Raw genomic sequence first — 24,089 nt, 5'->3', positions numbered from 1 at the left:
CCGCGCGTCAGTCGTCGTCCGCGCCGACGGCGTCGGCCGCCGCGGCGGCCTCGGCGTCCAGCAGCGGCAGATCGAGCCGGGTGACCAGGCGCGCCGAGATCGCGTGCTCGACCAGGCGCACCCGCCGGTTGGTCGCATACGCGCGCACCCCGCCGCGCATGCCGGGAACGCCGATGCGGTCGAGCTTGTCGCACACGTTGTCGAGCTTGCGGTTGAAGCGCGTGAGGGTCCAGCCGAGCCGTTCGGCGGCCTGGGCCGAGGTTGGCAGCTCGCTCATGCCGGCTCCCTCACGGCGCAGCACCGGCTCGGCGAGGGCGAGGATCATCACCTTCTGGCTGGGCGTGAGCGGAACCTCGCCGATCGTGCTCTGCCCGTCGTTCTCGTCGAAGCGCATCATCTCGCGGAACGGGGGCTCTGCCGCGTGCACGACGAGCTCATATGTGGTGGGGCCGGCCGAGAAGATCACCGTCGTGGTCTCGAACACGAGCGGCAGCCGCGCGCCCGGCGCCAGCCACGCCTGCACTCGACTGCCCGAGTCGGTGACCGTGGCCGCCAGTCGCGAGCCCACGTTGGAGAGGATCCACAGCCCGTCGGCGCACTGGATGGTCAGGAAGTGTCGGTGCAGGAACAGGTTGTCCTCGATGGCCAGATCGCCCTCGCGCCCGACCGTGAACACCTCGCCCGCGGCGACGGAGTAGATCTCCCCCGCGAACTCGACGGTCACCCGGTCGGTGCGCGCCTTGCCCCCCGCGGTGGTCATTGCACGCACCCCGTCGTGAAGTCCGACGCACCGCCGTCGGTGCGCTGGGTGCGCACGTTGATGCACGTCCGGCCGGACGAGTCGGCCTTCTGTGTGGCCGCGGGCTCGGTGGCCTTCTGCAGCCTGCCGGGCCGGTCGGGTCGCGACGCATCCTGCCAGACGAAGAAGTCCCCGTCCGCGGTGTCGGTGTTCTTCCAGGTCCACACGACGTTGCCCCCCTTGATGACGCCGGTCAGGTCGGAGGGTGGCGCCACCGTCGTCGGCAGCGCGTCTTTCGGCTTCGACGACGCCGGCGGTGCCGACGCCTTCGGCCCGGGTGCGTCGCCCCCCAGCAACGCAGGAAGTGCGACGATCGCGATCACGGCCAGCGCGACCACGACGATCCCGCCCCCGACGGCGGCCCACAGGCCCACGCGCGAGCGCGACCCGGTGTCGGTCAGCGTGTCGGAATCGGCGACCGGCACGTCGCGGATGTGCGCGAGCGTCGACGCGTCGGCGGCCCCCGCCGCGGCGTGTCCTGTGCCGTACGCCGGGTCGGCGCCGGTCGGCGCGGTTCTCGGCGGGATCGAGGTGGATGCCGCAGCCGCGGCGGGATCCGCACGCACCGCGGTCGCATCCAGGTCGGGCGCGAACGCCGGCGGCGCCAGCGGTCGGGTCGACTCGGGCCAGGTCGGAGCCGTGGCCGCGCGCGTGACGTCGGAAGGCCGGGTCAGCCCCGCGGCCGGCGCCGTCTGCGGGTCGATGCTGACCACGCCGCGCACGCGGGTCAGCCCGTCGTCCTCGTCCTCTTCGATGTCGTCGGGCAGACCGTCGTCGAGGATGTCGATCGGGGTGACGGCCAGCGACAGCTCGATCTGCACCTTCTGCAGGGCACGGGCGAAGTCCACAGCCCGCTGGTAGCGGTCGGCGGGGTTGCGCGCCATGGCGCGTTCGAGCGCGAGCTGCAGCGACAGCGGGGCGTCGGCGCGACCGAGGGGCGGCAGCTGCCCGGCCTCGATGCGTCCGATGAGGTCGGCGGCGGTGTTGCGCTGGCCCCGCAGCTCGAACGGCGAACGGCCCGCGAGCAGCGTGTAGACGGTGGCTCCGAGCGCGTACACATCCGAACGGAAGTCGCTGCGCGGCGCGTCGGCGAACGACTCGGGGGGCGACCACGGGATCGACAGCCCGGCGGACTCGCCCGCGGCGGCGGTCGTCGACGCGATGCCGAAGTCGGTCAGGGCGGGACGGTTGTACTCGGTGACGAGGATGTTGGCCGGCTTGATGTCGCGGTGCAGGACGCCGGCGCGGTGCGCGGTCTCGACCGCGGCGGCCACCTGCACGCCGACCCGCAGCGATTCGGCGACCGAGAACGGCTCGCGCCGGTAGCGCACCTGCAGGTTCGGCTTCGGGCAGTACTCCATCACCAGGTACGGCCGGCCGTCGCCGGCCACCCCCGCCTGGTAGATCGTGACGATCGCCGGGTGCGTCGAGAGCATCGCCATGACGTTCGCCTCGTCGGTGAACTCGCTCACCGACCCGCTCGACATGCGATCGGTCAGCAGCACCTTGACGGCGACGCGGCGGCGCGGCAGCTGCTGCTCGTAGAGGTACACGTCGGCGAAGCCGCCCGACCCGAGCAGGTCCACATACGTGAACCCGGGCAGCTCGGGAGGAGCGGCAGGCGTCCGACGAGGGCTCACGCGATGTCCTCCACGGTGACCAGGATGCCGTCGCCCAGGTCGAGGATGTCGCCGCGCACCACGACGTTGCGCTCGCCCGGGTGCAACCGCACCGGGTCGGCGCCGGGACGGCGCAGCGTGGTCCCGTTCGTGGTGTGCAGATCGGTGGCCAGGATGCTGTCGCCCTCGACACGCAGCTCGAGGTGGCTGCGCGAGATGTCCTGCTGGGGGCTGTCCACCGCGATCAGGTGCGGCAGGTCGGTGCCGGTGACCCGGGTCGAGCGGGGCCGGCGGCCGATCACGACGGTGCGGTCCAGTCCGACCACCTGACCGGTCGACAGCCGCAGCCGTCCGGGCGCCGGCATGCGCGGCGGGGCCAGCGGCTCGAGCAGCGGGGCGGCGACAGGGGCCTCGCCCCGCATCGCGCGCGCCTGGGCGAGCGAGATCGTCTCGCCGTCGTGGTCTCCCCGCACGCGCACGGATGCCACTGTATCGGCCACTTCGCCCGCGTCGGGGGTGGATGCCGCGTCCGCGGCGCCGTCGTCGGCCCCGACGGACCGGTCGGGCAGCGGGGCGAGGGTCGCGTCGTCGGGCAGCCAGGTGTCGGTCCCGCTGACGGTCATCACCGCCGATGAGTCGATCATCGCCGGGTCTGCGGGCGACGCTTCGTCCTGCTCGGCGGCGACCGGCTCGTCGTCGACCGGCTCGTCGTCGACCGGCTCGTCGTCGACCGGCTCGACGCCCACCGGCTCGTCGTCGACGGCGTCGTCGTCGACCTCGGCGTCGTCCACCACCACCGCCGCCGCGGGCTCCACGGCGGTGCGCTCTTCGGCGGGCGCGGCCGTCCTCGCAGCCGGAGCCGGCGCGGCCGCGGCATCCTCGTCCCACAGCACCACAGCTGCGCCGGCGCGCACGATGCCGTCGCGCAGGAGCAGCTCGGGGTGCGCGCCGGCGGCATCGGCGCCCGGGCCGATCTCGGTGCGGGCGGCGCCGGCGATGACCCGCTCGGACCACGTGGTGACCCCGCGGCCGGTGACTGTGACGGGCGTGGACGCACCGGTCACGACGGCCTGGAGGTCGCCGCGCACGATCAGCCGCAGGCCGTCGGGCTCGTCGATCGCGACGAGGAACGGCGGGATCGCGGTCAGCGACGTGCCGAACGCGCCGGTCAGGGCCTCGAGCACGGCGGCGAGCCCGCGGCCGGAGCGCACCTCGTTCCAGATGCCGTTGAGCAGGTCGGGCGGCGTGTCGGCGGCGATCAGCGCGACCGTGTTCCGCGTCGCGATGAGGTAGGCGTCGCCGGGGATGTAGCGCACGGCAACCATCAGAATCCTCCTCCTGCGGGGCTTCCCGCACGCGGGCGGGTGTCGGCATCCATGTCGTCGTCCTCGTCCGGGAACGCCGGCTGCGTGTCGCCGGGCACCTCGCGCACGCCCCGGGTGGCCACCACGCTCAGCGCGTCGACGACGAGCACGGTGATGTTGTCGCGGCCGCCGTGCAGCACGGCCTCGTGCACCAGGCGGGTCGCCGCCGCCTGCGGCTGCGACTCTTCGCGCAGGATGCGGTCGATGCGGTCCCACGACAGCTCGTTGCTCAGTCCGTCCGAGCAGACGAGGATCCGGTCGCCGACCTCGGCGGGGATGAGCCAGTAGTCGGGCTCGGCGTCGCTGCCCGCCCCGATCGCGCGCGTGATGACGTTGCGCCGCGCGTCCCGCGTGGCCTGGGCCTCGTCGAGCTCGCCGCGATCGATCAGCTCCTGCACGACGGAATGGTCGACGCTGATCTGCTCGAACACGCCCTGGCTCAGCCGGTACGTGCGCGAATCGCCCACGTTGATCGTGAGCCAGTAACCGTCGCCGTCCACGTCCGAGATCGCGACGCCGGTCAGCGTCGTGCCGGCGCTGGCCCCGCCACCGGCCGGCAGGCCGTCGACCCGGCTGCGGGCGCGCGCGAACGTCGCCCGCAGGTCGTCGACCGAGACCGAGGCACGGCCCGACAGCCGGGCGAACTCGTCGATCACGGTGGCGCTGGCGACTTCTCCGGCCTGGTGTCCCCCCATGCCGTCGGCGACGAGGAAGACCGGGGCGCTCGCGATGTACGAGTCCTCGTTCAGCCGCCGGCGCAGGCCCGTGTCGGTCACTGCGCCGCACGCGACGGCGATGGGAGCTGCGTGTGCGATGTCGGTCGTCATGCGGGTGCCTCCACCGTCAGGCTGCGGTCGCCGAACTCGAGCCGGTCGCCCGGTCGCACAGGGGTGCGCGCGTCGGGAGCGAGGGTCGCGCGGCGGCCGTTGCGCACGAGCACCACCCCGTTCGTGGAGTGACGGTCGACGACCCACGTGCCGCGCGCGTCGCCGCCGACCTCGAAATGGGTCTTCGACAGCGACAGCGTCTCGTCGCGCACCGCGACGGACGTGGCGCCGGCTTCACGGATGGGGTTGCGGCCGAACAGCGTGCGCCCGTACACGGCGACGCGCGTGCCGTCGTCCCAGACCAGCAGAGCCGTCGCGCCCACGACGTCGGCGGCCGACACGGGGGCCGCGGGCGCGTCGACGGGATGGGCCGACAGCCGCGTGGAGTCCACCTCGACGTCTTCGTCACCGGGTGACGGCGTGGATGCCGCAGCCGCGGCGGACGGGCCGGTCGCGGCGGCCGCGGCCGACGTCATCGTCATCGTCTCGGCGATGCTGCCGGCCGGCGGTGCGACCGGCGGCATGATCGATGCAGCCGGAGGTGAGGCAGCCGGAGGTGAGGCAGCCGGAGCGGGCGGTGCGACGGGGGCCGACGGTGCGACGTCGACGGTGGGGATCGAGGTGCGGACGGGCTCGGCGCCGGAGTGCACGATGCCGGGCACCTCGGAGATCATGCCGACGGCCATCATCACGTGCGTGGCCGGCGACGCGCCGGCGAGGACGGGGCGGGTGCCCGCGGCCGAGGACCCCGCGGACGCACCGGCGCCGCCGATCGGCGTGACCGTCGGAACGGCGACCGGAGTGGCGGGCGGCGGCGCCACCGCCGGCACTCCGTCGGCCGGGGCCGGCGGTGCGGCCGGGGCGGCGGGCGCAGCACCCCACAGCAGAGGGCTCGCCGCAGCCGGGGCGCGCCGCGGGCGCGATCGCGCAGACGTACGCGGCGGGTGCGGTGCGCCGCGGCGGTCGATCACGATCGCCCGGGCAGCCAGGTCGTGCCAGCCCTGGCGGCGCGGCGAGCCGTCGAACAGCGGGCTGGCGTACCCGACGACGATCACGCCGGCGAGCGCCCACACGACGTTGCGCACGAGCGCGCGCCAGAAGCCGAGCGGGCGCGACGGGTCGTCGCGATCGACCAGGGCGAGGCCGAGCGCCCGCTGGCCGATCGAGCCGGAGCCGCCCTGCATCGCGGTGCAGACGAGACCCCAGCCGGCCCCGACCAGCAGCAGCACCAGCTGCACCAGCGCGAGGGCGCCGGCCATGCCCAGCGCGTCCGACGGTCGCAGGACCCCGAACACGGCGATCGCGGCGAAGCCGACGACGAGCGCCAGCACGCCGACGGCGACGGCAGCGTCGAGCAGGTACGCGAGCGCGCGGGCCCCGATCGTGGCCGGGGCGGCGGCCGTTCCCGGGGCGGTCATGCCGACTCCCCTGCCGCAGAACCGCCACCCGAGATCGCGCCCTGCCCCGGCATCTCATCTCCGGGCACCGGCGTCGGCTCGTCCGCGCGAGGCGCGCGGCGACGCGGCATCCACTTCTCGACCGCGGTGCCCGCCAGCAGTGACCGCAGGCTCAGCCGCGCGCCCACGCGCCGCCAGAACCCGCGCTGGCGTCCCATGCCCTCGACGGTCTCGTCGACCTCGCGCCAGAACGCGGCGATCTCGTCGTCCGAGGGATCGGTCGGGCCCCACACGCATGCGTCGGCACTGCGGGCCAGCACCGACACCGACGGCTGGGCGAAGGCCGCGCCCAGGGCGGTGGCGTCCTCGAGTCGCGTACCGCCGGCGCGCAGCGGCGTGCCGTAGTCCACGGCGTTGTCGACCAGTTCGTCCCAGCCGCCGCTGATCCGGTCGGCGGGGCGCTCGGCCTGCATGCGCCGCCGGCGCCGCGTGGACTTCAGCGCGCCGATCACCAGGAACGGCGAGGCGAGCACGCCGACGATGCCCGCGCCGATGCCGGTCGCGGCCAGGATCGTCAGCAGGATGCCGGCGCCGTTGTCCTTGTCGTCCTTCGGGCCGTGGTCGGCCGGCACCGTCGGCGGCTCGTCGGCCGCCTGCTGCTCGGGCGGCGGCGGCTGCAGCACCTGGGGTTTGGGCACCGAGCGGGGCTTCGTCGCCTGGTCGGTGGGCACGTGGTCCTTGGGCGGCGTGGGGTCGAACGCCACCCAGCCGAAGCCCGCGAACGGCACCTCGACCCACGCGTGCAGGTCGTCGCCGGTCGCGGCGAACGCCGACGAGCCCGCCTTGTCGGCCGCCGGGTAGAAGCCCATCACGACGCGGGCGGGGATGCCGAGCTGGCCGGCCAGCAGCGCCATCGCGGTCGCGTACTGCTCGTCGTCGCCGACCATCTGCCTGGACTCGAGCAGCGACGTGATGCGCGCGGCCCCGTGACCGGGCAGCGACCGGTGCCCCTCGCCCTCGAGCCCGTGGCTGAAGAACCCGCCGTCGGCGAAGTACTTCTGCAGCTTGCGCACCTGCTCGACCGGGGTCTTCGCCTCGGCGGTGATCTTCGCGGCGATCGCGGCGAACGACTGCGGCACGCCGGTCTGCTTGGGGATCGACACCGGGAGGATGGATGCCTTGGCCAGCGCCCTGTCGGTCGGCTGCGCGGGCACCACCGTGTCGAGCTCGTACCCGTCGCCTTTGCGCAGGTCGGCGCCGACGATGCCCGACGATGTCGCCTCGTTGTACTGCGCCGACCGGCGCAGGTCGTCGGCCCGGGCCCCGTCGAAGGTCACCGACCGCACAGCGCCGACCTCCGGCATCCACACACCGTCCCAGGCATCAATCTGCACGCGCACCGTGGCGGGCGTGCCCTTCGCATCTTCGGACATGTTCGCGCGCACCGGCGAGAACGCGCTCGACGAGCCGAAGCCGGTGTCGGATACGTTGTAGACGGTGCCGCTGTAGGCGTCCATGACGGCCAGGCGCACCCGGGCGTCCTTCGGCAACGCCTGCACCGTGAACAGCGTCGTGGTGCGATCGTCGCGCACGAGCTTGCGGAACGACTGCATGGGGCTCGGGTACTGCTGGATGTCGAACGGCGGGATGACCACGTCGCGCAGCACGTAGCGCGGCGACGGCGGGGCGGCGAACGCGCTCGTGGCGACGCCCGCGAGCACGGCCACCGCGACGATGCCCGCGCCGGTCAGCAGGCGCCGCTGCGCCGCGGCGCGCGTGCCCTGCCCGGTCTCACCGAGCGAGATGGCCGCCTGCGCCGGCGCCCAGGCCTGGCGCAGGGCGAGCCACACCACCGAGGCGACCGCGAACACGACGCCTTCGATCAGCGGGGCGGCTGGCGTCGAAGTGCCCAGCGCGATCTGGGCGACGAGCACGGCACCGGCCGGCAGCAGCGCCCAGGCCGGGTGGCGCAGACGCAGGGCGAGGCTCCCGGTGAGCACGGCGCCGGCCAGCAGCAGCAGGAACGGCACGAGGCCGAAGCCGTCGGCGACCGACACGGGCGCGACGGTGGTCAGCAGCGCCTTCCACGACGTGATCACGCCGGCGGCCAGCTCCTGCAAGGACGCTGCGGTCGGGATGACGGCCAGCAGGCCGCTGTGCCACACGGCCAGCGCCGTGCCGAACACGAAATAGGCGACGATCGTGACGGCGGCGACGATCAGGACGCCCCAGCGCAGCCATGCCCCGAGAGCCGCGATCGCCAGGCCCAGCAGCAGGCCGCCCAGGGCGGGCAGCAGGTAGCCGGGCGCGCCGAAGGTCGGCCAGAAGCCGATGATCGGCACGACGAGCAGGGCGGCGACGGCCGCGAGGTCCAGCATCCACCGCCGCCGTTCGATCCGGCGGCGGGCGGTGCCCTTCTGCCGCTGCGCGCTCATGACAGCACCTTCCTCAGGGCGAGAGGCAGCTGCGCGAGCTCGCCGACGGTGACCACCGACGCCTCGGCGATGCGGCGCAGCGACGGTGCGGCGCCGAGCTCGGCGCGCACGGCCATGACCCGGGCGCCGTACGGCAGGCGCAAGCACGCGACGCGCAGGCGCGCGGCATCCACCGTCGATCCGCACACCAGCACCACCACGGCCGCCTGCGGAACAGTGGACGCGACCGCCCCGGCGAGCTCTTCGAGCCGCCCCTTGCGCGGGCGGGTGGTGTCGAGGGCGGCGAGCGAGTCGAGGAACCGCTTGCCGGTGCTCGCCGGCAGGGACCGCCCCTGCACGTGGACGTCGACCTGACGCGAGTCGCGCAGCGCCCGCAGCCCGACGGAGCCGGCGATCGAGACCGCGAGCTCGAACTCGTCGGGCGTGCGGTACTCGCCGGCGAGCGTCGACAGGCCGATCACGAAGTGCGAGCGCCGGGTCTCTTCGTACTGGCGCACCATGAGGTCGCCGGTGCGGGCGGTCGAGCGCCAGTGCACGTGCCGCAGGTCGTCGCCCGGCTGGTACTCGCGCAGCGCGTGGAACGAGACGTCGTCGGGCGAGAGGTCGGTGGCGGGCAGCCCCTCGAGGTCGCGCATGAATCCCAGGGTCTGCCCCTCGAACGGGATCGTGCGGGGGTGGACGAACAGGTCGACCGGCTCGTCGCGGTGGTGCACGCGCTCGAACAGTCCGAGCGGGTCGCCGCGCACGACACTGACCGGTCCCACCGGCAGCACGCCACGGCGGCTCGTGGGGATCGCGAACAGCTCCTCGACGCTCTTGCCGGGGGCGAGCCGCTCGACGGCGAACACGCCGCGGCCGGCGCCGACCGGCAGGATCACGCGGGAGGGGAGGATGCTGCGACTGCCCGAGTTGGTGAGCACGACCGCTCCGACGGCGCGCTCGCCCACCACGACGCGGTCGCGGGTCAGGTCCAGCTGCACGTCGTACGTGGTGCGCCCGATCAGCAGCAGCGCCCCGGCGGCGAGGATCACGGTCAGCACCACGGCGGCGATCGTCAGCTCCCACCAGCCCAGCACGCCGCCGAGGACCCACAGCGCCGCCGTCACGACGATGAGCGCCCACGCGATCGGCCGGATCACGCGGGCGGTCTCGCGCAGGCCCGAGCGCGCCGCGGTCACGGCGCGCACGGCGGCGACCCGCCACGGCGACCGTTCGTCCGCGGCGGGTGCGCTCAGGGTCTGCGACGCCATCAGGCCGCGGACCTCGACTGCGGTGCGGCGACGGCATCGAGCGCCCGGGCGACCACGGTCTCGGCGGTCGTGCCCGAGAACTCGGCCTCGGGGTCGAGCACGAGGCGGTGCGTCCACACCGGGGCGGCGAGCGCCTTGATGTCGTCGGGGATGACGTAGTGGCGACCCTGCGCGGCCGCCCAGACCTTGGCGATGCGGATCATCGCCAGCGACCCTCGGACCGAGACGCCCAGGCGTGCCGCGCTGTCGGCGCGGGTCGCCTGCGCGAGCTCGGCGGCGTAGCGCAGGACGGCCGACTCCACGTGCACGGTGGCGGCGAGGTCGGCCATGTCGGCCACGGCGCTGGTCGTGATGATCGCGGCCAGGTGCGCCGACGGGTTGCGGTCGGCGGCGCCGGCCAGGATCCGTTCGGCCACGTCGAGCTCGGGGTAGCCGATCGAGGTCTTGATGAGGAAGCGGTCCAGCTGCGCCTCGGGCAACTTGTAGGTGCCGGCCTGCTCGATGGGGTTCTGCGTCGCGATCACCAGGAACGGGCGGCCCACCTCGTGCGGCTGCCCGTCGATCGTGATGCGCGACTCCTCCATGACCTCCAGCAGCGCCGACTGCGTCTTGGGCGAAGCGCGGTTGATCTCGTCGGCCAGCACGATCGAGGCGAACACCGGGCCGCGGTGGAACTCGAACGTGCGGGTGTTCTGGTCGTAGATCGTGACGCCGGTGACGTCGGAGGGCAGCAGGTCGGGCGTGAACTGGATGCGGCTCGAGGTGCCCTGCACGGTCGCGGCGAGCGCCTTCGCCAGGCTCGTCTTGCCGGTGCCCGGGGCGTCTTCGAGCAGCACGTGTCCCTCGGCCAGCATCGACGAGAGCACGAGCGCGACGACGTCGCGCTTGCCCATCAGCGCCTTGTCGACGTTGTCGACCAGGCGCGTGAACGTGCCCTGGAACCAGGCGGCCTGTTCCGGTGTCATTGTCATGTCGGTCATGCTCCTTGCATTGTGGATGTCGTCACCGGTCAGCCCCACGGCACGCGCGGGGTGTCGCCCCAGCCCTGGATCGAGATCCAGAACCGGTCGCTCGAGGTGCCGCCGTAGTAGCAGCCGAGCTGGATCGAGCCGTTGGCCGGGACGTCGTAGTTCTTTCCGCCCCACGTGCCGCCGTAGCTGCCGGTGCCATTGCAGGTGAGGTAGTAGGTGCCGGCGGGGAAGTTGCTCACGGTGAGCTTGCCGTAGTGGCAGTACGAGGTCGCGCAGCCCGGCTGGCCCTGCGCGGACGTGCCCTGCGAGGCGGTGGCGGTGGCGGCGGGCTTGGGCGCGGCGGCGGTCTTGGCGCTGTCGGAGCCGATGCCGCCCCAGCCGGCCAGGTTGTGCGCCTGCACCTCGATCCGGTGCGTCTCGGAGTAGCCGTACGACTTCTGCACCGAGCCGCTGTTCGCCGCGCTGTGCCAGCTGCCGCCGTCGATGCGGTACCGGGTCTGGTCGATCGCCCGGCCGTTGTTCGACGGGGCCGACCACGTGAAGGTGATGGTCCGGCCGTTCGCGCCGGCCTTGACGCCCGGGGTGCCCGGCACGCCGTACGGCACCACGCCGGCCGACGACGCCGAGGCTGCACCGGTGTAGGTCGCCCCGTCGACGGTCGAGACAGCGCGCACGCGCACCTTGTAGGTCGTGCCGTTGTTGACCCCGGTGACGGTGTTCGACGTGCCCGACCAGTTGCCCTGCCAGGAGCCGCCGTTGAGGCTGTACTGGTACCGGACCTCGGAGCTCTGCGCGCCGTTGCCCTCGGCGGCGGCGTACGTGACAGCGATCCTCCGGTCCCCCGGCGTGGCCGACGGCGTGCCGGGGGCCCCGGGTTCGACGACGCCGCGGCGCGGCGCCGACACCGGGCTGTAGCCGCCCCACCCGGCCTTGTTGCGTGCGCGCACCTTGAACGTGTAGTCGGTGGTCGAGGCATCCACCACCACCGCCTGCGACGTCGTGTCGCCGGCGACCGCGATCGTACGCAGCGTGGACGACCCGCGGATGACGCTCAGCTCGTACGTCGAGACGGCGTCGCCGTTGTCGGCCGGCGCGGTCCACGACACCCTCATCTGCGCCTGCGAGCCGACCGGCTGCAGCATCGACGTGGTCGGCTGGCCGGGTGCGTCGGGCGCACGGGCCGGGATCTCGGTCGTCGACCACGTGCTCCAGCTCGACGGTTCGGGCGCGAGGTTCACGGCCTGCACCCGCACCCGGTAGGCGACGCCGTTCTCGAGCCCGTCCCAGGTCATCGAGGTGCCCTTGACCCCGGTGCGCTCGGCGATGCCCGACGGCGGCGCCGGCGAGATCTGCAGGTTGTAGGACTGCACCGGCGAGCCCGGGGTGGGCGGTGTCGTCCACGCCACCTGCAGGCTGCGATCGCCGAATTTCAGCGTGGGCGCCTGCGGCGTGTCGGGGCGCGCGTCCGGACGTGCTTCGGCCGACGGTGGCGACGCCGGCGAGTCGCCCACCCGGTTGGTCGCGACCACCGTGAAGTGGTACTTGACGTTGTTGGTCAGCCGGTCCAGCGTGCAGGTCGTGGCCTCGCACGTCTTGCTGTAGCCGCCGCCGACGGCCGAGACCGTGTAGTGCGTGATCGGGGCGCCGTTGTCGACCGGGGGCGACCAGCTGAGCACGACGGTGCGGTCCTGCACGCTCGAGACCGTCGGGGTGCCGGGAGCCGCGGGCGCGCCCTGCACGGTCATCAGCACGTGTCCCTCGACCTCGCGGTCGCGGTCGCCGGTCGCGTCCTGAATGCGGTAGCGCACGGTCAGCCGGCCCACGAAGCCCGCGTCGGGGGTGATCTGCAGGTGGTCGCCGGCGACCTCGACGGTGCCGCGCCCGGCTTCAGGGACGGCCGAGACGATCCTCAGCGGCTTGCCGGGGAACGGGTCGAAATCGTTGTCGAGCACGTCGACGCGGACGGTCTTGCCCTGGTCTGCCTGCGGGATCACGTCGTCGTTCGCGGTGGGCAGGGGCCGAGTGGATGCCGTGACCGCGACGTCCACCTCGCCTGAGATCGCAGCGGTGTGGCCGTCGCCGATCTGCAATCCGATCGTCGCGCGGGTGCCCTTGGGCGTCGAGGCGTCCGCTGCGACCTTCAGGCTCTGGCCGTCGATGCCCGCCGAGAAGCCGTTCGGCACCGGCCCGACGATGCGATACGAGGCCCCGGCGACGTCGCCCTGGTCGGGGTCCTTCGTCAGCGCGCGCAGATCGAGGGTCGTGGCATCCTCACCCGGCGCCACGGCCATCTGCCCGTTCGTGAACGTGGGCGGCACGTTGTCGGGCGGAGTGACGGTGATCGGCAGCACGAGGGTCGCCTTGTTGCCGTGCGGGTCGTCGGGACCGGTGCCGTCGGTCACCTCGAACGTGATCGCGTCGGGCCCGTAATAGCGCTCGGCCGACGTGTAGACCAGAGTGCGCTGGTCCTTGACGAGCTCGTCGCCGTTGCCGTGCACGGCCGAGACCTTGTCGTTCTCGGTGATCACGGCGCCCTGTCCGTGGGCCACCCGCACGTAGTCGCCGAGCGGCAGCTCGATTGTCTGCCCGCTCTTGACCGTGACGCCCTTGGTCGAGCTGAGCGTCGGCGGCAGCGAGGTCAGCGACGGCACGCGGATGAACGCGGAGGCGGTCAGGGAGTCCTGGTCGGTGATCGTGTACGTGATCAGCTGGTCGGCGTCGGTGACCGGGATGCGCACCTTGCCGTCTTGCTGCACGTGCGCGGCGGGGTCGTCGACGGCGACGGTGAGCGCGTCGGTCGTGCCGTCGGGGTCCTCGTCGTTCGCGAGCAGATCGAGGGTGGCCAAGCCGTCCTTGATGTCTTCGGCGCGTGCGGTGTCGTCGCGGGCGACGGGGCGCATCAGCGGCACGTCGTTCTTCACCGAGATCTGCAGCACTCCGATCGCGGTGGCACCGCGCTGATCGCGGATCGTGTACTGCAGCGAGGTCTCGGTGGGCGTGCCCGGGGCGGTGACGACCACCCGGTCGCCCTGCACCTTCGCCGACAAGCCCGGCTCCTCGGGGAGGGTGAGTCCGCCCGGCACCAGCCCGAACCGGTCGCCGTCGGGGTCGGAGTCGTTTGTGAGCACGGGGACGGCGACCTGCCGGCCGGGCCGCATGACGACGGTGTCTTTGACGGCGTACGGCGCCTGGTTCGTGTTCGAGGCGGGCGCGATGCCGATGCGCACGGTGGCCGTGGCCTCTTTGCCGAAGCGGTCGCGCACGCGGTACGTGAACGAGTCGACGCCGGTGTCGTCGCCGATGGCCTGGTAGTCGAGATAGTCCGTGCCGACATCGACGCGGCCTTTCTGCGGCGCCGAGGCCAGGCCCACGAGCTCGACCGAGTCGCCGTCGGGGTCGATGCCGTCCAGCGGCACGTGCACGCGCACCTTCGACCCGCTGAGCACCCGTCCGGTCAGGTCGTGCGGGATCGGCGCCTGGTTCGTCTTCGCGTCGCGGGGCGTGACCTGGATCGTGACGTACCCGGCGTCCTTCTGCCCGCTGGCGTCGACCGCCTCGTAGGTGACGTAGGCGGTGCCCGGCTTGTCGGACGCCTTGAACCGGACGGTGTCCTGCGAGACGAACGCCTCGCCGTCCTTCGCGTCCACGAGCGGCGGCACGAGCGCCGGGGCGACGTGCAGTCTGCCGCCGTTGGGGTCGGTGTCGTTCTCGAGCACGGGGATCGTGACGACGTCGCCGGCGCGCACGATCGCGGTGTCGTCGTCGGCCATGGGCGGCCGGATGGTGGATGCCGCGGGGACGGGGATCACGACGACCTGGCCGGTGGCGCTGCGGAACCCGTTGGAGATCGTGTACCGGATCGTGACCTGGTCGGTCAGGGCGCCCTGGTCGGCCACGCGCAGCGTCTCGTGGTCGAGCACGGCGACCGACACGCCCGACTCGGCCGGCACGTCCACGGATTGCACCACGAGGATGCCACCGGCGGGATCGGAGTCGTTGGCCAGCACGTTCACGAGGGTGTCGCCGCCCACCGGCAGCGTCGTGACATCCTGCACCGCCACCGGCGGCTGATCGGTCGGCACGTCGGGTTCGACGTCGACGCGCACGATGCCCTCGGCCGTTGCGGTGCCGGCGGCGATGAGGTACTGCACGTAGTAGGTGCCGGCGGTGTCGGCGCGGAACGCGAACGTCTTGTTCTGGAAGTCGGGGACGATCTTGGCCCCGGCGACGTTCTCGACGCGGGTCAGACGCAGCTCCTGCGAGCCGGCGCTGTAGTCGTTGACCAGCGGCGAGATCGTCACCGATCGGCCGGCGCGCGCGACGACGTGGTCGGCGGTGGCGACCGGGTCCGTCGAGCCGCGGGGACGCACGTCGAGGCGCACGACGCCCTGGGTGGCCTTCTGCCCGTCCGAGACGGTGATCTTGATGTCCTTGCGGCCGAGGGTGCCCGACAGGGCGCGGTAGGTGATGCGGCCGTCGCTGCTGACCTGCACCTCGTCGCCGGGCGCGGCCTGCGCATCCTTCAAGAAGAGGTTGTCGCCGTCGGGGTCACGCCAGTCCGGCAGCACGTTGTACGTGAGCACCCCACCGGCTTCGACGGTCAGCGACGTCGTGCGCGTCTGCTTCGGGGCCTCGTTCTGCGACCACGGGTGCACCGACAGGCCCACCCGCGCGGTGGCGGTCCCGCCACGCCCGTCGTCCACCCTGTAGGTGAAGCGGTCGGTGCCGTTGGCCCCGCCGGGCACCGCCAGCTGCAGACCCGACCCGTTGTCGATCGACTGCAGCGCGCCCAGACCCGGGTCACCGCCGGGCACCGTGACGGTGAGCACGTCACCGTCCGCGTCGGTGTCGTTCTCAAGCACCGGCAGGATCGTGGTGCGGCCGGGGCGCACCCCGTACTCGTCGGGGTTCGCGATCGGCGGCGTGTTCTTCGCCGAGCGCTTGGGCAGCGTGGACTGCACCGTCTCTTCGGTGACCTGCTCCCGGTTATCTGCGCTCTCGCCCTTGGGCGGGGTCAGATCGTCCCAGTTGTCCACCTGCTCCAGGGCGTCGCTCGCCATCCAGGCACTGCCGCCGATGACATCGTTGAGCACCACCACGTCACGGTTCTGCCGGAACACGAGCTGCGCATCGGCCGGCAGGCCGGGGATCTCACGCGCCAGGTCGTCGCTGCCGCCCGCGCAGTCACGCACGAACCGGCCCGACCCGCCCCACGCGCCGTAGGAGCACCCGTCCAACTGCACCGGCGCCGCGGGCGTCCCCGCCCCGCCCGCGTCCTGCGACGAGGGCGCCGAGCCGTCCAACGGCACACGCACCAGCGCCGACGCGGTCGCCACCGTCACCGCACCGTCGGCCGCCGACGGCTGCTGCAGCACAGCCGCACCTGCACCCTCGACCTTGGCACGCAACCCCGACGCCGCCAGCAGCATCCCGGACGAGGCATCCAACACCACCGGCATCTCACCCACCACCGTGATCGACACGTCGGCGCCCTTGCCGAGCCCGTCGAACCGGTCGGTGCGCGGCGCCGTGGGCTCGCCCTGCGGGTCGACGGCGACCGTGGTCAGCGTGCCCTTCTGCGGCGAGATCGCGTACACGGTGCCGTCGGTGCCGACCGTGACGGCGGCGTGCGCGCCGAGGGTCGCCAAGGGCTTGGCGCGCGCCTGCGCGAACGCCGCGAGTCCGGCCGCGGGCACCACCCACAGCGCGCCCCTGCGGTTGTCGAGGATCGCGACGGTGCTGCCGCCGAGCACGACGTGCGACCCCGCGGCGACCTTCGTCGAGCCGGTGAGTGCCACCGTGGCCGGATCGATGGTCGAGACGGCGTTGCCGGATTCGTCGTCCATGAGCACGGTGTCGCCGGACTGCAGGATGTCGTACCGGTCCGACCCGGTGCGCAGACCCCCGCCGAGCACGCGGGACTGGTCGTTGAAATGACCGACCATGAGCGCGGACTGCTTCGTGATCCACACGCTGCCGTCGTTCAGGTTCACCTCGGTGGTCGGGTTGCCCTGATACACGACGGCGAGGGTCGCCACCGCCACCGCGGCCGCCGTGACGATGCCTGCTCCCGCCAGAGTGCGGGGGCGGGCACGCAGCCATGCGGAGAACTTCATGTGATCCCGGTGTCGGTCTATGAGCGGAGAACGATGCGATCAGGGGGCGATCTTCAGCACACTATGCGAATTTCCTGAGAGGGGCGATGGGGATGATTCCCCACCCGGTGGCCGTCGGCTACCACGTCACGGGGTCCGAACTGCCGTAGCCGTCGATCTCGAACCAGAACCGCTGGTGGCCGCCCGCGCCGCCGCCGTACACGCACGACGACTCCCACGAGCCCTTCGAGCTCGACATGTTCACCGTTCTCGGACTCCACTTCTTACCCTGCAGCCCGTCGGCGTTGCACCAGACGGTCGGGCTCGACGGGCCGTCCCAGTTCTCCCAGTGCAGGATGCCGGTGTAGCAGTTGTCGGCCGAGCATCCGGCGACGTCGCGCTGCGTGCCCTTCGTCGCCCACACGTGCGGCAGGGGCTTGGCCATCGTGGTGGCCGACGCCTGGTTCTGCGGTCCTTCGTTGCCCAGGCTGTCGACGGCCCTGACATAGATCGTGTGCGTCTGGCTGTAGCCGTACGAGCCGGCCAGGCTGCCGGACGGGGCGCGCAGCACCCAGCTGCCGCCGTCGATCTTGACCTTGACGCCGGTGACGGCCCGTCCATTGGGCGCCGGCGGGCTCCACGAGTAGGTGATGCTCGTGCCGCTGGCCGATGCGGTGGCGCCGGCGGTGCCGGGCGTGCCATAGGGGATCTTCTTCGCCGAGGACGCCGACGGCGCGCCGGGATACTCGGTGCCGTCGACGGTCGAGACCGCGCGCACCCGGACGGTGTACTCGGTGCCGTTGGTCAGGCCCGTGATGGTGCCGCTCGTCGTCGTCCAGCCGCCGGCCCACGGCCGGCTGTTCACCGAGTACTGGTATCGGATCTCGCCGCTGGTCGCCCCGTTGCCCTCGGCCGCCGAGAATGACACGGCCAACGACCGGTCGCCTTCCTTCACCGACGGCGTGCCGGGCGCGCCGGGGGCGACGACCCCGCGCCGGGCGGCCGACACGGGACTCCACGCGCCCCAGCCCGCCTTGTTCGACGCCCGGATCTTGTACGTGTAGTCGGTCGTCGAGGTGTCGACGACCACGGCCTGCGAGGTCGCGCCGGCCGCCGGGGTCAGGGTCTTCAGCGTCGAAGCGCCGCGCATGACGGCGAGCTCGTAGCCCGAGACGGCGTCGCCGTTGTCGGCCGGTGCGGTCCACGACACCTGCATCTGCGCCTGCGAGCCCACGGGGTCGAGCATGGACGTCGTCGGCCGGCCGGGGGCGGCGGGGGCGCGGGCGGGGATCTCGGTCGTCGACCAGGCGCTCCAGCTCGACGGCTCGGGGGCGAGGTTCACGGCCTGCACTCGCACCTGGTACGCCACGCCGTTCTCAAGGCCGTCCCAGACCAGAGAATTGCCGGTCACCGCCGACTTGGCCGCGATGCCCGAGGGCGGCGCCGGCGAGATCTCGAGGTTGAAGGACTGCACCGGCGAGCCCAGGGTCGCCGGTGTCGCCCACTCGACCTGCAGGCTGCGGTCGCCGAAGGCCAGGGTCGGCGGCTGCGGGGTGTCGGGCCGGGCGTCGGGGCGCGCCGCCTCGGACGGCTGCGAGGCGGGCGAGTCGCCGACCGCGTTGGCGGCGACGACGGTGAAGCTGTACTCGACGTTGTTGGTCAGCCCGTCCAGCGTGCACGTGGTGGCCGTGCAGGTCCTGCTGTAGCCGCCGCCGACGGCGCTCACGGTGTACGCCGTGATCGGGGCGCCGTTGTCGACCGGCGGCGTCCAGCTCAGCACGACCGTGCGGTCCTGCACGCTCGAGACGGTGGGCCTGCCCGGGGCGCCGGGCACGCCCTGCACCGTCAGGATGATGCGTCCGTCGACCTGCCGATCCTGGTCGGCCGTGGCATCCTGCACGCTGTAGCGCACCACCATGCGACCGACGAACGCGGCGTCCGGCGTGACCTGCACGTGGTCGCCGGCGACCTGCACCGAGCCCTGGCCGGTCTCGGTGACTGCGCCGGTGATCTTCAGCGCCTCGCCCTCTTTCGCGAACGGGTTGAAGTCGTTGTCGAGCACGTCGACGCGCACGGTCTCGCCCTGGTGCGCGGTGGGGACGATGTCGTCGTTCGCGGTGGCCGGCGGGCGGGTGGATGCCGTGACCGTGACCGTGACTGCGCCGGTGACCGGCGCGGTCGTGCCGTCGGTCGCCTCGATCGTGAGCGCCGCGGCGGTGCCTTTGGGCGTCGACGCGTCGGCCGACACCTCGAGCCGCCGCCCGTCCACGCGCGCGGAGATGCCGCGCGGCGCGTCGCCGACCAGGCGATAGGTGACGCGGGCGAGGTCGCCGGTGTCGGGGTCGGCGGTCAGCGCCCGCAGGTCGAGAGTGGATGCCGGCTCGCCCGGCGCGACCCGCACCTGCCCGTTCGTGAACGTGGGCGGCTGGTTTTCGGGCGGGGTCACCGTGATCGGCAGGACGAGGGTCGCCTTGTTGCCGTGCGGGTCGTCGGGACCGGTGCCGTCGGTCACCTCGAACGTGATCGCGTCGGGGCCGGAATAGTCCTTCGCCGAGGTGTAGACGAGGGTGCGCTGGTCTTTCACGAGCGCGTCGCCGTTGCCGTGCAGCGCCGACACGCGGCCGGCCTCGGTGATCACCGCGCCGCCGCCGTGCGGCACCCGCACGTACGTGTCCAGCGGCAGCTCGATCTTCTCGCCGCTCTTGACCGTCACGCCCGTGGTCGATGTCAGCGTGGGCGGCAGCGAGGTGCTCGCGGGCACCCAGACGAACGCGGTCGCCGTCTGCCCGTCCTCGTCGGTGATCGTGTACGCGATCAGCTGCGGCTCGTCGGCGATCGCGACGCGCACGCGGTCGCCGACGACCGTGGCCGCGGAGCCGGCGACGGCGAGCGTCAGCGCCGAGACGGTGCCGTCGGGGTCTTCGTCGTTGACGAGCACCGGCACGTCGACCCGCCCGTTCTGGACGTCGGCGGGCTGCACACGGTCGTCGCGGGCGATCGGGCGCAGCAGCGGCACGTCGTCCTTCACCGAGATCTGCAGCACTCCGACGGCCTGGGCGCCGCGGGCGTCCTGGATCGTGTACTGCAGCGACGTCTCCACCGGCTGGTCGGGCGCGGTGACTTCGACCCGGTCGCCGATGACCTTCGCCGAAAGGCCCGACACGTCGGGCAGCGTCACACGCCCGGCGACCAGTCCGACCGGGTCGCCGTCGGGGTCGGAGTCGTTGGTCAGCACGGGGACGGCGACTGTGCGCCCGGGCCGCATCGCCACGGTGTCTTTGATCGCGTACGGCGCCTGGTTGCTGGCGGCCGAGGGCGCGATGCCGATGAGCACGGTCGCGGTGGCCTCGGCGCCGAGTCGATCACGCACCCGGTACGCGAACGCGTCGGCCCCGGCGAACTCGGCGTCGGCCTGATAGTCGAAGTAGTCGGCGCCGGTCGCGATCACGCGTCCCTTCGCCGGGGCCGAGGCCAGCCCCACGAGCTCGACCGAGTCGCCGTCGGGGTCGATGCCGTCCAGCGGCACGTGCACGCGCACCTTCGAGCCCGACAGCACCCGCGCGGTGAGGTCCTTCGGCCGCGGCGCCTGGTCGGTTTTCTCGCTGACCGGCAGCACCTGGATCGTGACGTACCCGGCATCCTTCTGCCCGGTCACGTCGACCGCCTCATACGTGAGATACACGGTGCCCGGCCGGTTCGACGCCTTGACGCGCACGGTGTTCTGCGACACGAACGCGGTGCCGTCGGCCGCCGCCACCAGCGGCGGCACCAGGTCGGGCGCCACGTGCAGCCGGCCGCCGTTCGGGTCGGTGTCGTTCTCGAGCACCGGGATCGTGACGACGTCACCGGCGCGCACGATCGCGGTGTCGTCCTGCGCGGACGGCGGTCGCAGCGTCGAGGGCGCGGGCACCGGGATGACGACGACCTGGCCGGTCGCACTGCGAGTGCCGTTCGAGATCGTGTACCGGATCGTGACCTGTTCCGACAGGGTCCCGCGGTCGACCACCCGCAGCGTCTCATGGCCGAGCACCGCCACCGAGACGCCGGCGTCTTCGGGCACCGAGACCGACTGGACGACGAGGATGCCGCCGGCGGGATCGGAGTCGTTGGCCAGCACGTTCACGAGGGCGTCGCCGCCGGTGGGCAGCAGCGCGGTGTCCTGGACGGCCACCGGCGGCTCGTCGCCGCCTCGATCCGGCACGACGTCGACGCGGACCACGCCGTCGGCCGTGGCGGTGCCGGCGGCGATCAGGTACTGCACGTAGTAGGTGCCGGCGGCGTCGGCGCGGAACGCGAACGTCTTGTTCTGGAAGTCGGGGACGATCTTGGCCCCGGCGACGTTCTCGACCCGGGTCAGACGCAGCTCCTGCGAGCCGGCGCTGTAGTCGTTGACCAGCGGCGAGACGGTGACGGGATGCCCCACCTGCGCGATCACGTGATCCGCCGTCGCGACCGGCTTGGTCGTGCCCCGCGGCCGCACGTCCAATCGCACCGTGCCGTCGGCCACCTCGGTGCCATCGGACACCTGGATCGTGACCTCTTTGGCGCCGAGGGTGCCCGACAGGGCGCGGTAGGTGATGCGGCCGTCGCTGCTGACCTGCACCTCGTCGCCGGGCGCGGCCTGCGCATCCTTCAAGAAGAGGTTGTCGCCGTCGGGGTCACGCCAGTCCGGCAGCACGTTGTACGTGAGCACCCCACCGGCTTCGACGGTCAGCGACGTCGTGCGCGTCTGCTTCGGGGCCTCGTTCTGCGACCACGGGTGCACCGACAGGCCCACCCGCGCGGTGGCGGTCCCGCCACGCCCGTCGTCCACCCTGTAGGTGAAGCGGTCGGTGCCGTTGGCCCCGCCGGGCACCGCCAGCTGCAGACCCGACCCGTTGTCGATCGACTGCAGCGCGCCCAGACCCGGGTCACCGCCGGGCACCGTGACGGTGAGCACGTCACCGTCCGCGTCGGTGTCGTTCTCAAGCACCGGCAGGATCGTGGTGCGGCCGGGGCGCACCCCGTACTCGTCGGGGTTCGCGATCGGCGGCGTGTTCTTCGCCGAGCGCTTGGGCAGCGTGGACTGCACCGTCTCTTCGGTGACCTGCTCCCGGTTATCTGCGCTCTCGCCCTTGGGCGGGGTCAGATCGTCCCAGTTGTCCACCTGCTCCAGGGCGTCGCTCGCCATCCAGGCACTGCCGCCGATGACATCGTTGAGCACCACCACGTCACGGTTCTGCCGGAACACGAGCTGCGCATCGGCCGGCAGGCCGGGGATCTCACGCGCCAGGTCGTCGCTGCCGCCCGCGCAGTCACGCACGAACCGGCCCGACCCGCCCCACGCGCCGTAGGAGCACCCGTCCAACTGCACCGGCGCCGCGGGCGTCCCCGCCCCGCCCGCGTCCTGCGACGAGGGCGCCGAGCCGTCCAACGGCACACGCACCAGCGCCGACGCGGTCGCCACCGTCACCGCACCGTCGGCCGCCGACGGCTGCTGCAGCACAGCCGCACCTGCACCCTCGACCTTGGCACGCAACCCCGACGCCGCCAGCAGCATCCCGGACGAGGCATCCAACACCACCGGCATCTCACCCACCACCGTGATCGTGACCTGCGCGGCCCTGCCGAGCCCCGGCAGCTGTCGCTGCTGCGCGGGCAGCGGGGCACCTTGCGCGTCGGTCTCGATCGTCACGAGCGTCTGCTTCGACGGCGACACCGCGTACACGGTGCCGTCGGTGCCGACGGTGGCCGCGGCACCCGCGCCGAGCCTCGCCTGCGGCTTCGCGCTCGCGGCATTGAACGAGGCCACGGCCGACGCGGGCATCGCCCACAGCGATCCCTTCGCGGTGTCGAGGATCGTGACGGTCTTGCCGCCGAGCGCGACCCGGGCGCCGGCGGGGATGTCGGCTGTGCCGGTGAGCGCGATGGTGGCGGGGTCCACCGCCGAGACCGCGTGCCCGGCGTCGTCGTGCATGACGACGGTGTCGCCGGACTGCAGGATGTCGTACCGGTCCGACCCGGTGCGCAGGCCCCCGTCGAGCACGCGGGACTGGTCGTTGAAATGACCGACCATGAGCGCGGACTGCTTCGTGACCCACACGCTGCCGTCGTTCAGGTTCACCTCGGTGGTCGGGTTGCCCTGGTAGACGACCGCGAGCGTCGTGACGATCACGGCGCCGACCGTAACGACACCGGCCGCGGCGATGGCCCGACGGCGCGCGCGCGACCGCGCAGACAGACTCATGCGAGCAGAAGACCCCTTCAGGACGGAACTCGGGGCGGGCGCGCGCAGAACGACACGCGGGCGACCGCCCCTTGCACCCTATGGGAGTCGGCGGACGACGGCGATGGGGATGATTCCCCATGCACGGCCCGGGGGCGCAGGTGCCGCGGCCGCAGCCACAGCACCCCGTTCGGTGGTCACCTCTGACCGCCGGATCACGGTCGCAGCACGGTCAGCATCGCCTCGACGACCTGATGCGGCGCGGTCTCGCACGGGCTGTGGCCGGCGTCGAGCACCGCCAGCCGGGCGCCGAGCGCCGCCGCATACGCCTGGTGCGCCTCGAGCGGCCACACGTCGCGCGCCCCCGCGACCACGACGGTCGGAATGCCCGTCGCGCGCACCGCGTCGGCGAGATCGGGCGTGTGCCGCATGAGCTCGAGCACGTCGCCAACGCTGGAGCGGCGGGTCAGCTCCAGACGCGCCGTCACGAACGCGGCCCGCTCGCGCGGGGCCCTGTGCACGTTGTGCCGCAGCGCCCAGCTGAACAGGGCGCCCATCGCCCGCGGCGTCGGCAGAGCACTGACCGGTCCGAGCACCTTGAACGCGCGCAGCGCTTGGCCGGCGGCCGGCGTCGCCGACAGCAGCGTCAGCGACGCGAACAGGTCGGGGCGCTCGGCCAGCACTGCGGTGGCCACCGTGCCGGCGAACGAATACCCCAGCACGTGGGCGGGCGCGGCGCCCGACTCGAGCACCGTGCGCAGGTCGTTGCAGAACAGCTCGAACGTGTACCGGTCGCCCGGCGGGACCAGGTGCTCGGGACCGGCCGCCGCGGACTCGTACTGCCCCGACATGTCGAACGCCTCGACCCGGAACCCCGCGGCCGCCAACAGCGGCACCATGAGGGTGAAGTCCTCTTTCGACCCGGTCATGCCGGGGATCAGCACGACCCGCGCTCCGTCCGCCGGACCCGTCGTGCTCCGGGCGAGCACACCGCTGGGCACCGCGACCGTGTCGCGCACGGCTCCCGGCGGCAGCACGCTCCAGTCGATCGGCCGGACGAGGGCGTCCAGCGCCGCGGCGCGGCGCAGACGCGCATCCAGGTCTGCGTCACGGTCGATCGTCACGCC

General features: G+C 72.8%; 11 protein-coding genes. All 11 read right to left on the bottom strand.

All coding sequences use genetic code 11. The annotated features are described in order from the left end of the window. Nucleotides 1-7: 7 nt before the first annotated feature. Nucleotides 8-760: a hypothetical protein gene (locus AC3RX0_RS11640; RefSeq protein ID WP_491506142.1), complete on the bottom strand. Its 753-nt coding sequence runs from the start codon at nt 758-760 to the stop codon at nt 8-10. Beyond that, on the bottom strand, nt 757-2,439 hold the full coding sequence (locus AC3RX0_RS11635) for a serine/threonine-protein kinase (protein WP_491506141.1): 1,683 nt from the start codon (nt 2,437-2,439) through the stop codon (nt 757-759). Before AC3RX0_RS11635 ends, AC3RX0_RS11640 begins: the two co-directional genes overlap by 4 nt. Continuing rightward, a complete protein-coding gene (locus AC3RX0_RS11630) occupies nt 2,436-3,743 on the bottom strand; it encodes an FHA domain-containing protein (protein WP_491506140.1) in 1,308 nt (435 codons plus the stop codon). The genes AC3RX0_RS11635 and AC3RX0_RS11630 overlap by 4 nt, the downstream gene beginning before the upstream one ends. After that, nucleotides 3,743-4,609, bottom strand: a complete 867-nt coding sequence (locus AC3RX0_RS11625; RefSeq protein WP_491506139.1) for a PP2C family protein-serine/threonine phosphatase — start codon at nt 4,607-4,609, stop codon at nt 3,743-3,745. Before AC3RX0_RS11625 ends, AC3RX0_RS11630 begins: the two co-directional genes overlap by 1 nt. Next, nucleotides 4,606-6,027 carry an RDD family protein gene (locus AC3RX0_RS11620; protein WP_491506138.1) on the bottom strand — a complete coding sequence of 474 codons (1,422 nt, stop codon included), beginning with the start codon at nt 6,025-6,027 and terminating at the stop codon, nt 4,606-4,608. Before AC3RX0_RS11620 ends, AC3RX0_RS11625 begins: the two co-directional genes overlap by 4 nt. Then, nucleotides 6,024-8,441: a transglutaminase-like domain-containing protein gene (locus AC3RX0_RS11615; protein ID WP_491506137.1), complete on the bottom strand. Its 2,418-nt coding sequence runs from the start codon at nt 8,439-8,441 to the stop codon at nt 6,024-6,026. Before AC3RX0_RS11615 ends, AC3RX0_RS11620 begins: the two co-directional genes overlap by 4 nt. Beyond that, nucleotides 8,438-9,691, bottom strand: a complete 1,254-nt coding sequence (locus AC3RX0_RS11610) for a DUF58 domain-containing protein (RefSeq protein ID WP_491506136.1) — start codon at nt 9,689-9,691, stop codon at nt 8,438-8,440. The genes AC3RX0_RS11615 and AC3RX0_RS11610 overlap by 4 nt, the downstream gene beginning before the upstream one ends. After that, entirely contained in the window at nt 9,691-10,662 is a 972-nt protein-coding gene (locus AC3RX0_RS11605) for an AAA family ATPase (RefSeq protein ID WP_491506345.1), read from the bottom strand. Before AC3RX0_RS11605 ends, AC3RX0_RS11610 begins: the two co-directional genes overlap by 1 nt. 38 nt (nt 10,663-10,700) lie before the next feature. Next, on the bottom strand, nt 10,701-16,778 hold the full coding sequence (locus tag AC3RX0_RS11600) for an Ig-like domain-containing protein (RefSeq protein ID WP_491506135.1): 6,078 nt from the start codon (nt 16,776-16,778) through the stop codon (nt 10,701-10,703). Between the two features lie 118 nt (nt 16,779-16,896). Next, a complete protein-coding gene (locus AC3RX0_RS11595; protein WP_491506134.1) occupies nt 16,897-22,983 on the bottom strand; it encodes an Ig-like domain-containing protein in 6,087 nt (2,028 codons plus the stop codon). A gap of 194 nt (nt 22,984-23,177) precedes the next feature. Next, entirely contained in the window at nt 23,178-24,086 is a 909-nt protein-coding gene (locus AC3RX0_RS11590) for an alpha/beta fold hydrolase (RefSeq protein WP_491506133.1), read from the bottom strand. Nucleotides 24,087-24,089 lie beyond the last annotated feature (3 nt).

This window comes from Microbacterium sp. W1-4-2, assembly GCF_058349885.2.
This window is presented reverse-complemented; position numbering and strand designations above follow the sequence as displayed.

Bases quoted from the DNA above. Each gene is read 5' to 3' on its own strand.
- AC3RX0_RS11640 (WP_491506142.1), bottom strand. From the start codon at position 760: ATGACCACCGCGGGGGGCAAGGCGCGCACCGACCGGGTGACCGTCGAG.
- AC3RX0_RS11630 (WP_491506140.1), bottom strand. From the start codon at position 3,743: ATGGTTGCCGTGCGCTACATCCCCGGCGACGCCTACCTCATCGCGACG.
- AC3RX0_RS11625 (WP_491506139.1), bottom strand. From the start codon at position 4,609: ATGACGACCGACATCGCACACGCAGCTCCCATCGCCGTCGCGTGCGGC.
- AC3RX0_RS11620 (WP_491506138.1), bottom strand. From the start codon at position 6,027: ATGACCGCCCCGGGAACGGCCGCCGCCCCGGCCACGATCGGGGCCCGC.
- AC3RX0_RS11615 (WP_491506137.1), bottom strand. From the start codon at position 8,441: ATGAGCGCGCAGCGGCAGAAGGGCACCGCCCGCCGCCGGATCGAACGG.
- AC3RX0_RS11610 (WP_491506136.1), bottom strand. From the start codon at position 9,691: ATGGCGTCGCAGACCCTGAGCGCACCCGCCGCGGACGAACGGTCGCCG.
- AC3RX0_RS11605 (WP_491506345.1), bottom strand. From the start codon at position 10,662: ATGACAATGACACCGGAACAGGCCGCCTGGTTCCAGGGCACGTTCACG.
- AC3RX0_RS11600 (WP_491506135.1), bottom strand. From the start codon at position 16,778: ATGAAGTTCTCCGCATGGCTGCGTGCCCGCCCCCGCACTCTGGCGGGA.
- AC3RX0_RS11595 (WP_491506134.1), bottom strand. From the start codon at position 22,983: ATGAGTCTGTCTGCGCGGTCGCGCGCGCGCCGTCGGGCCATCGCCGCG.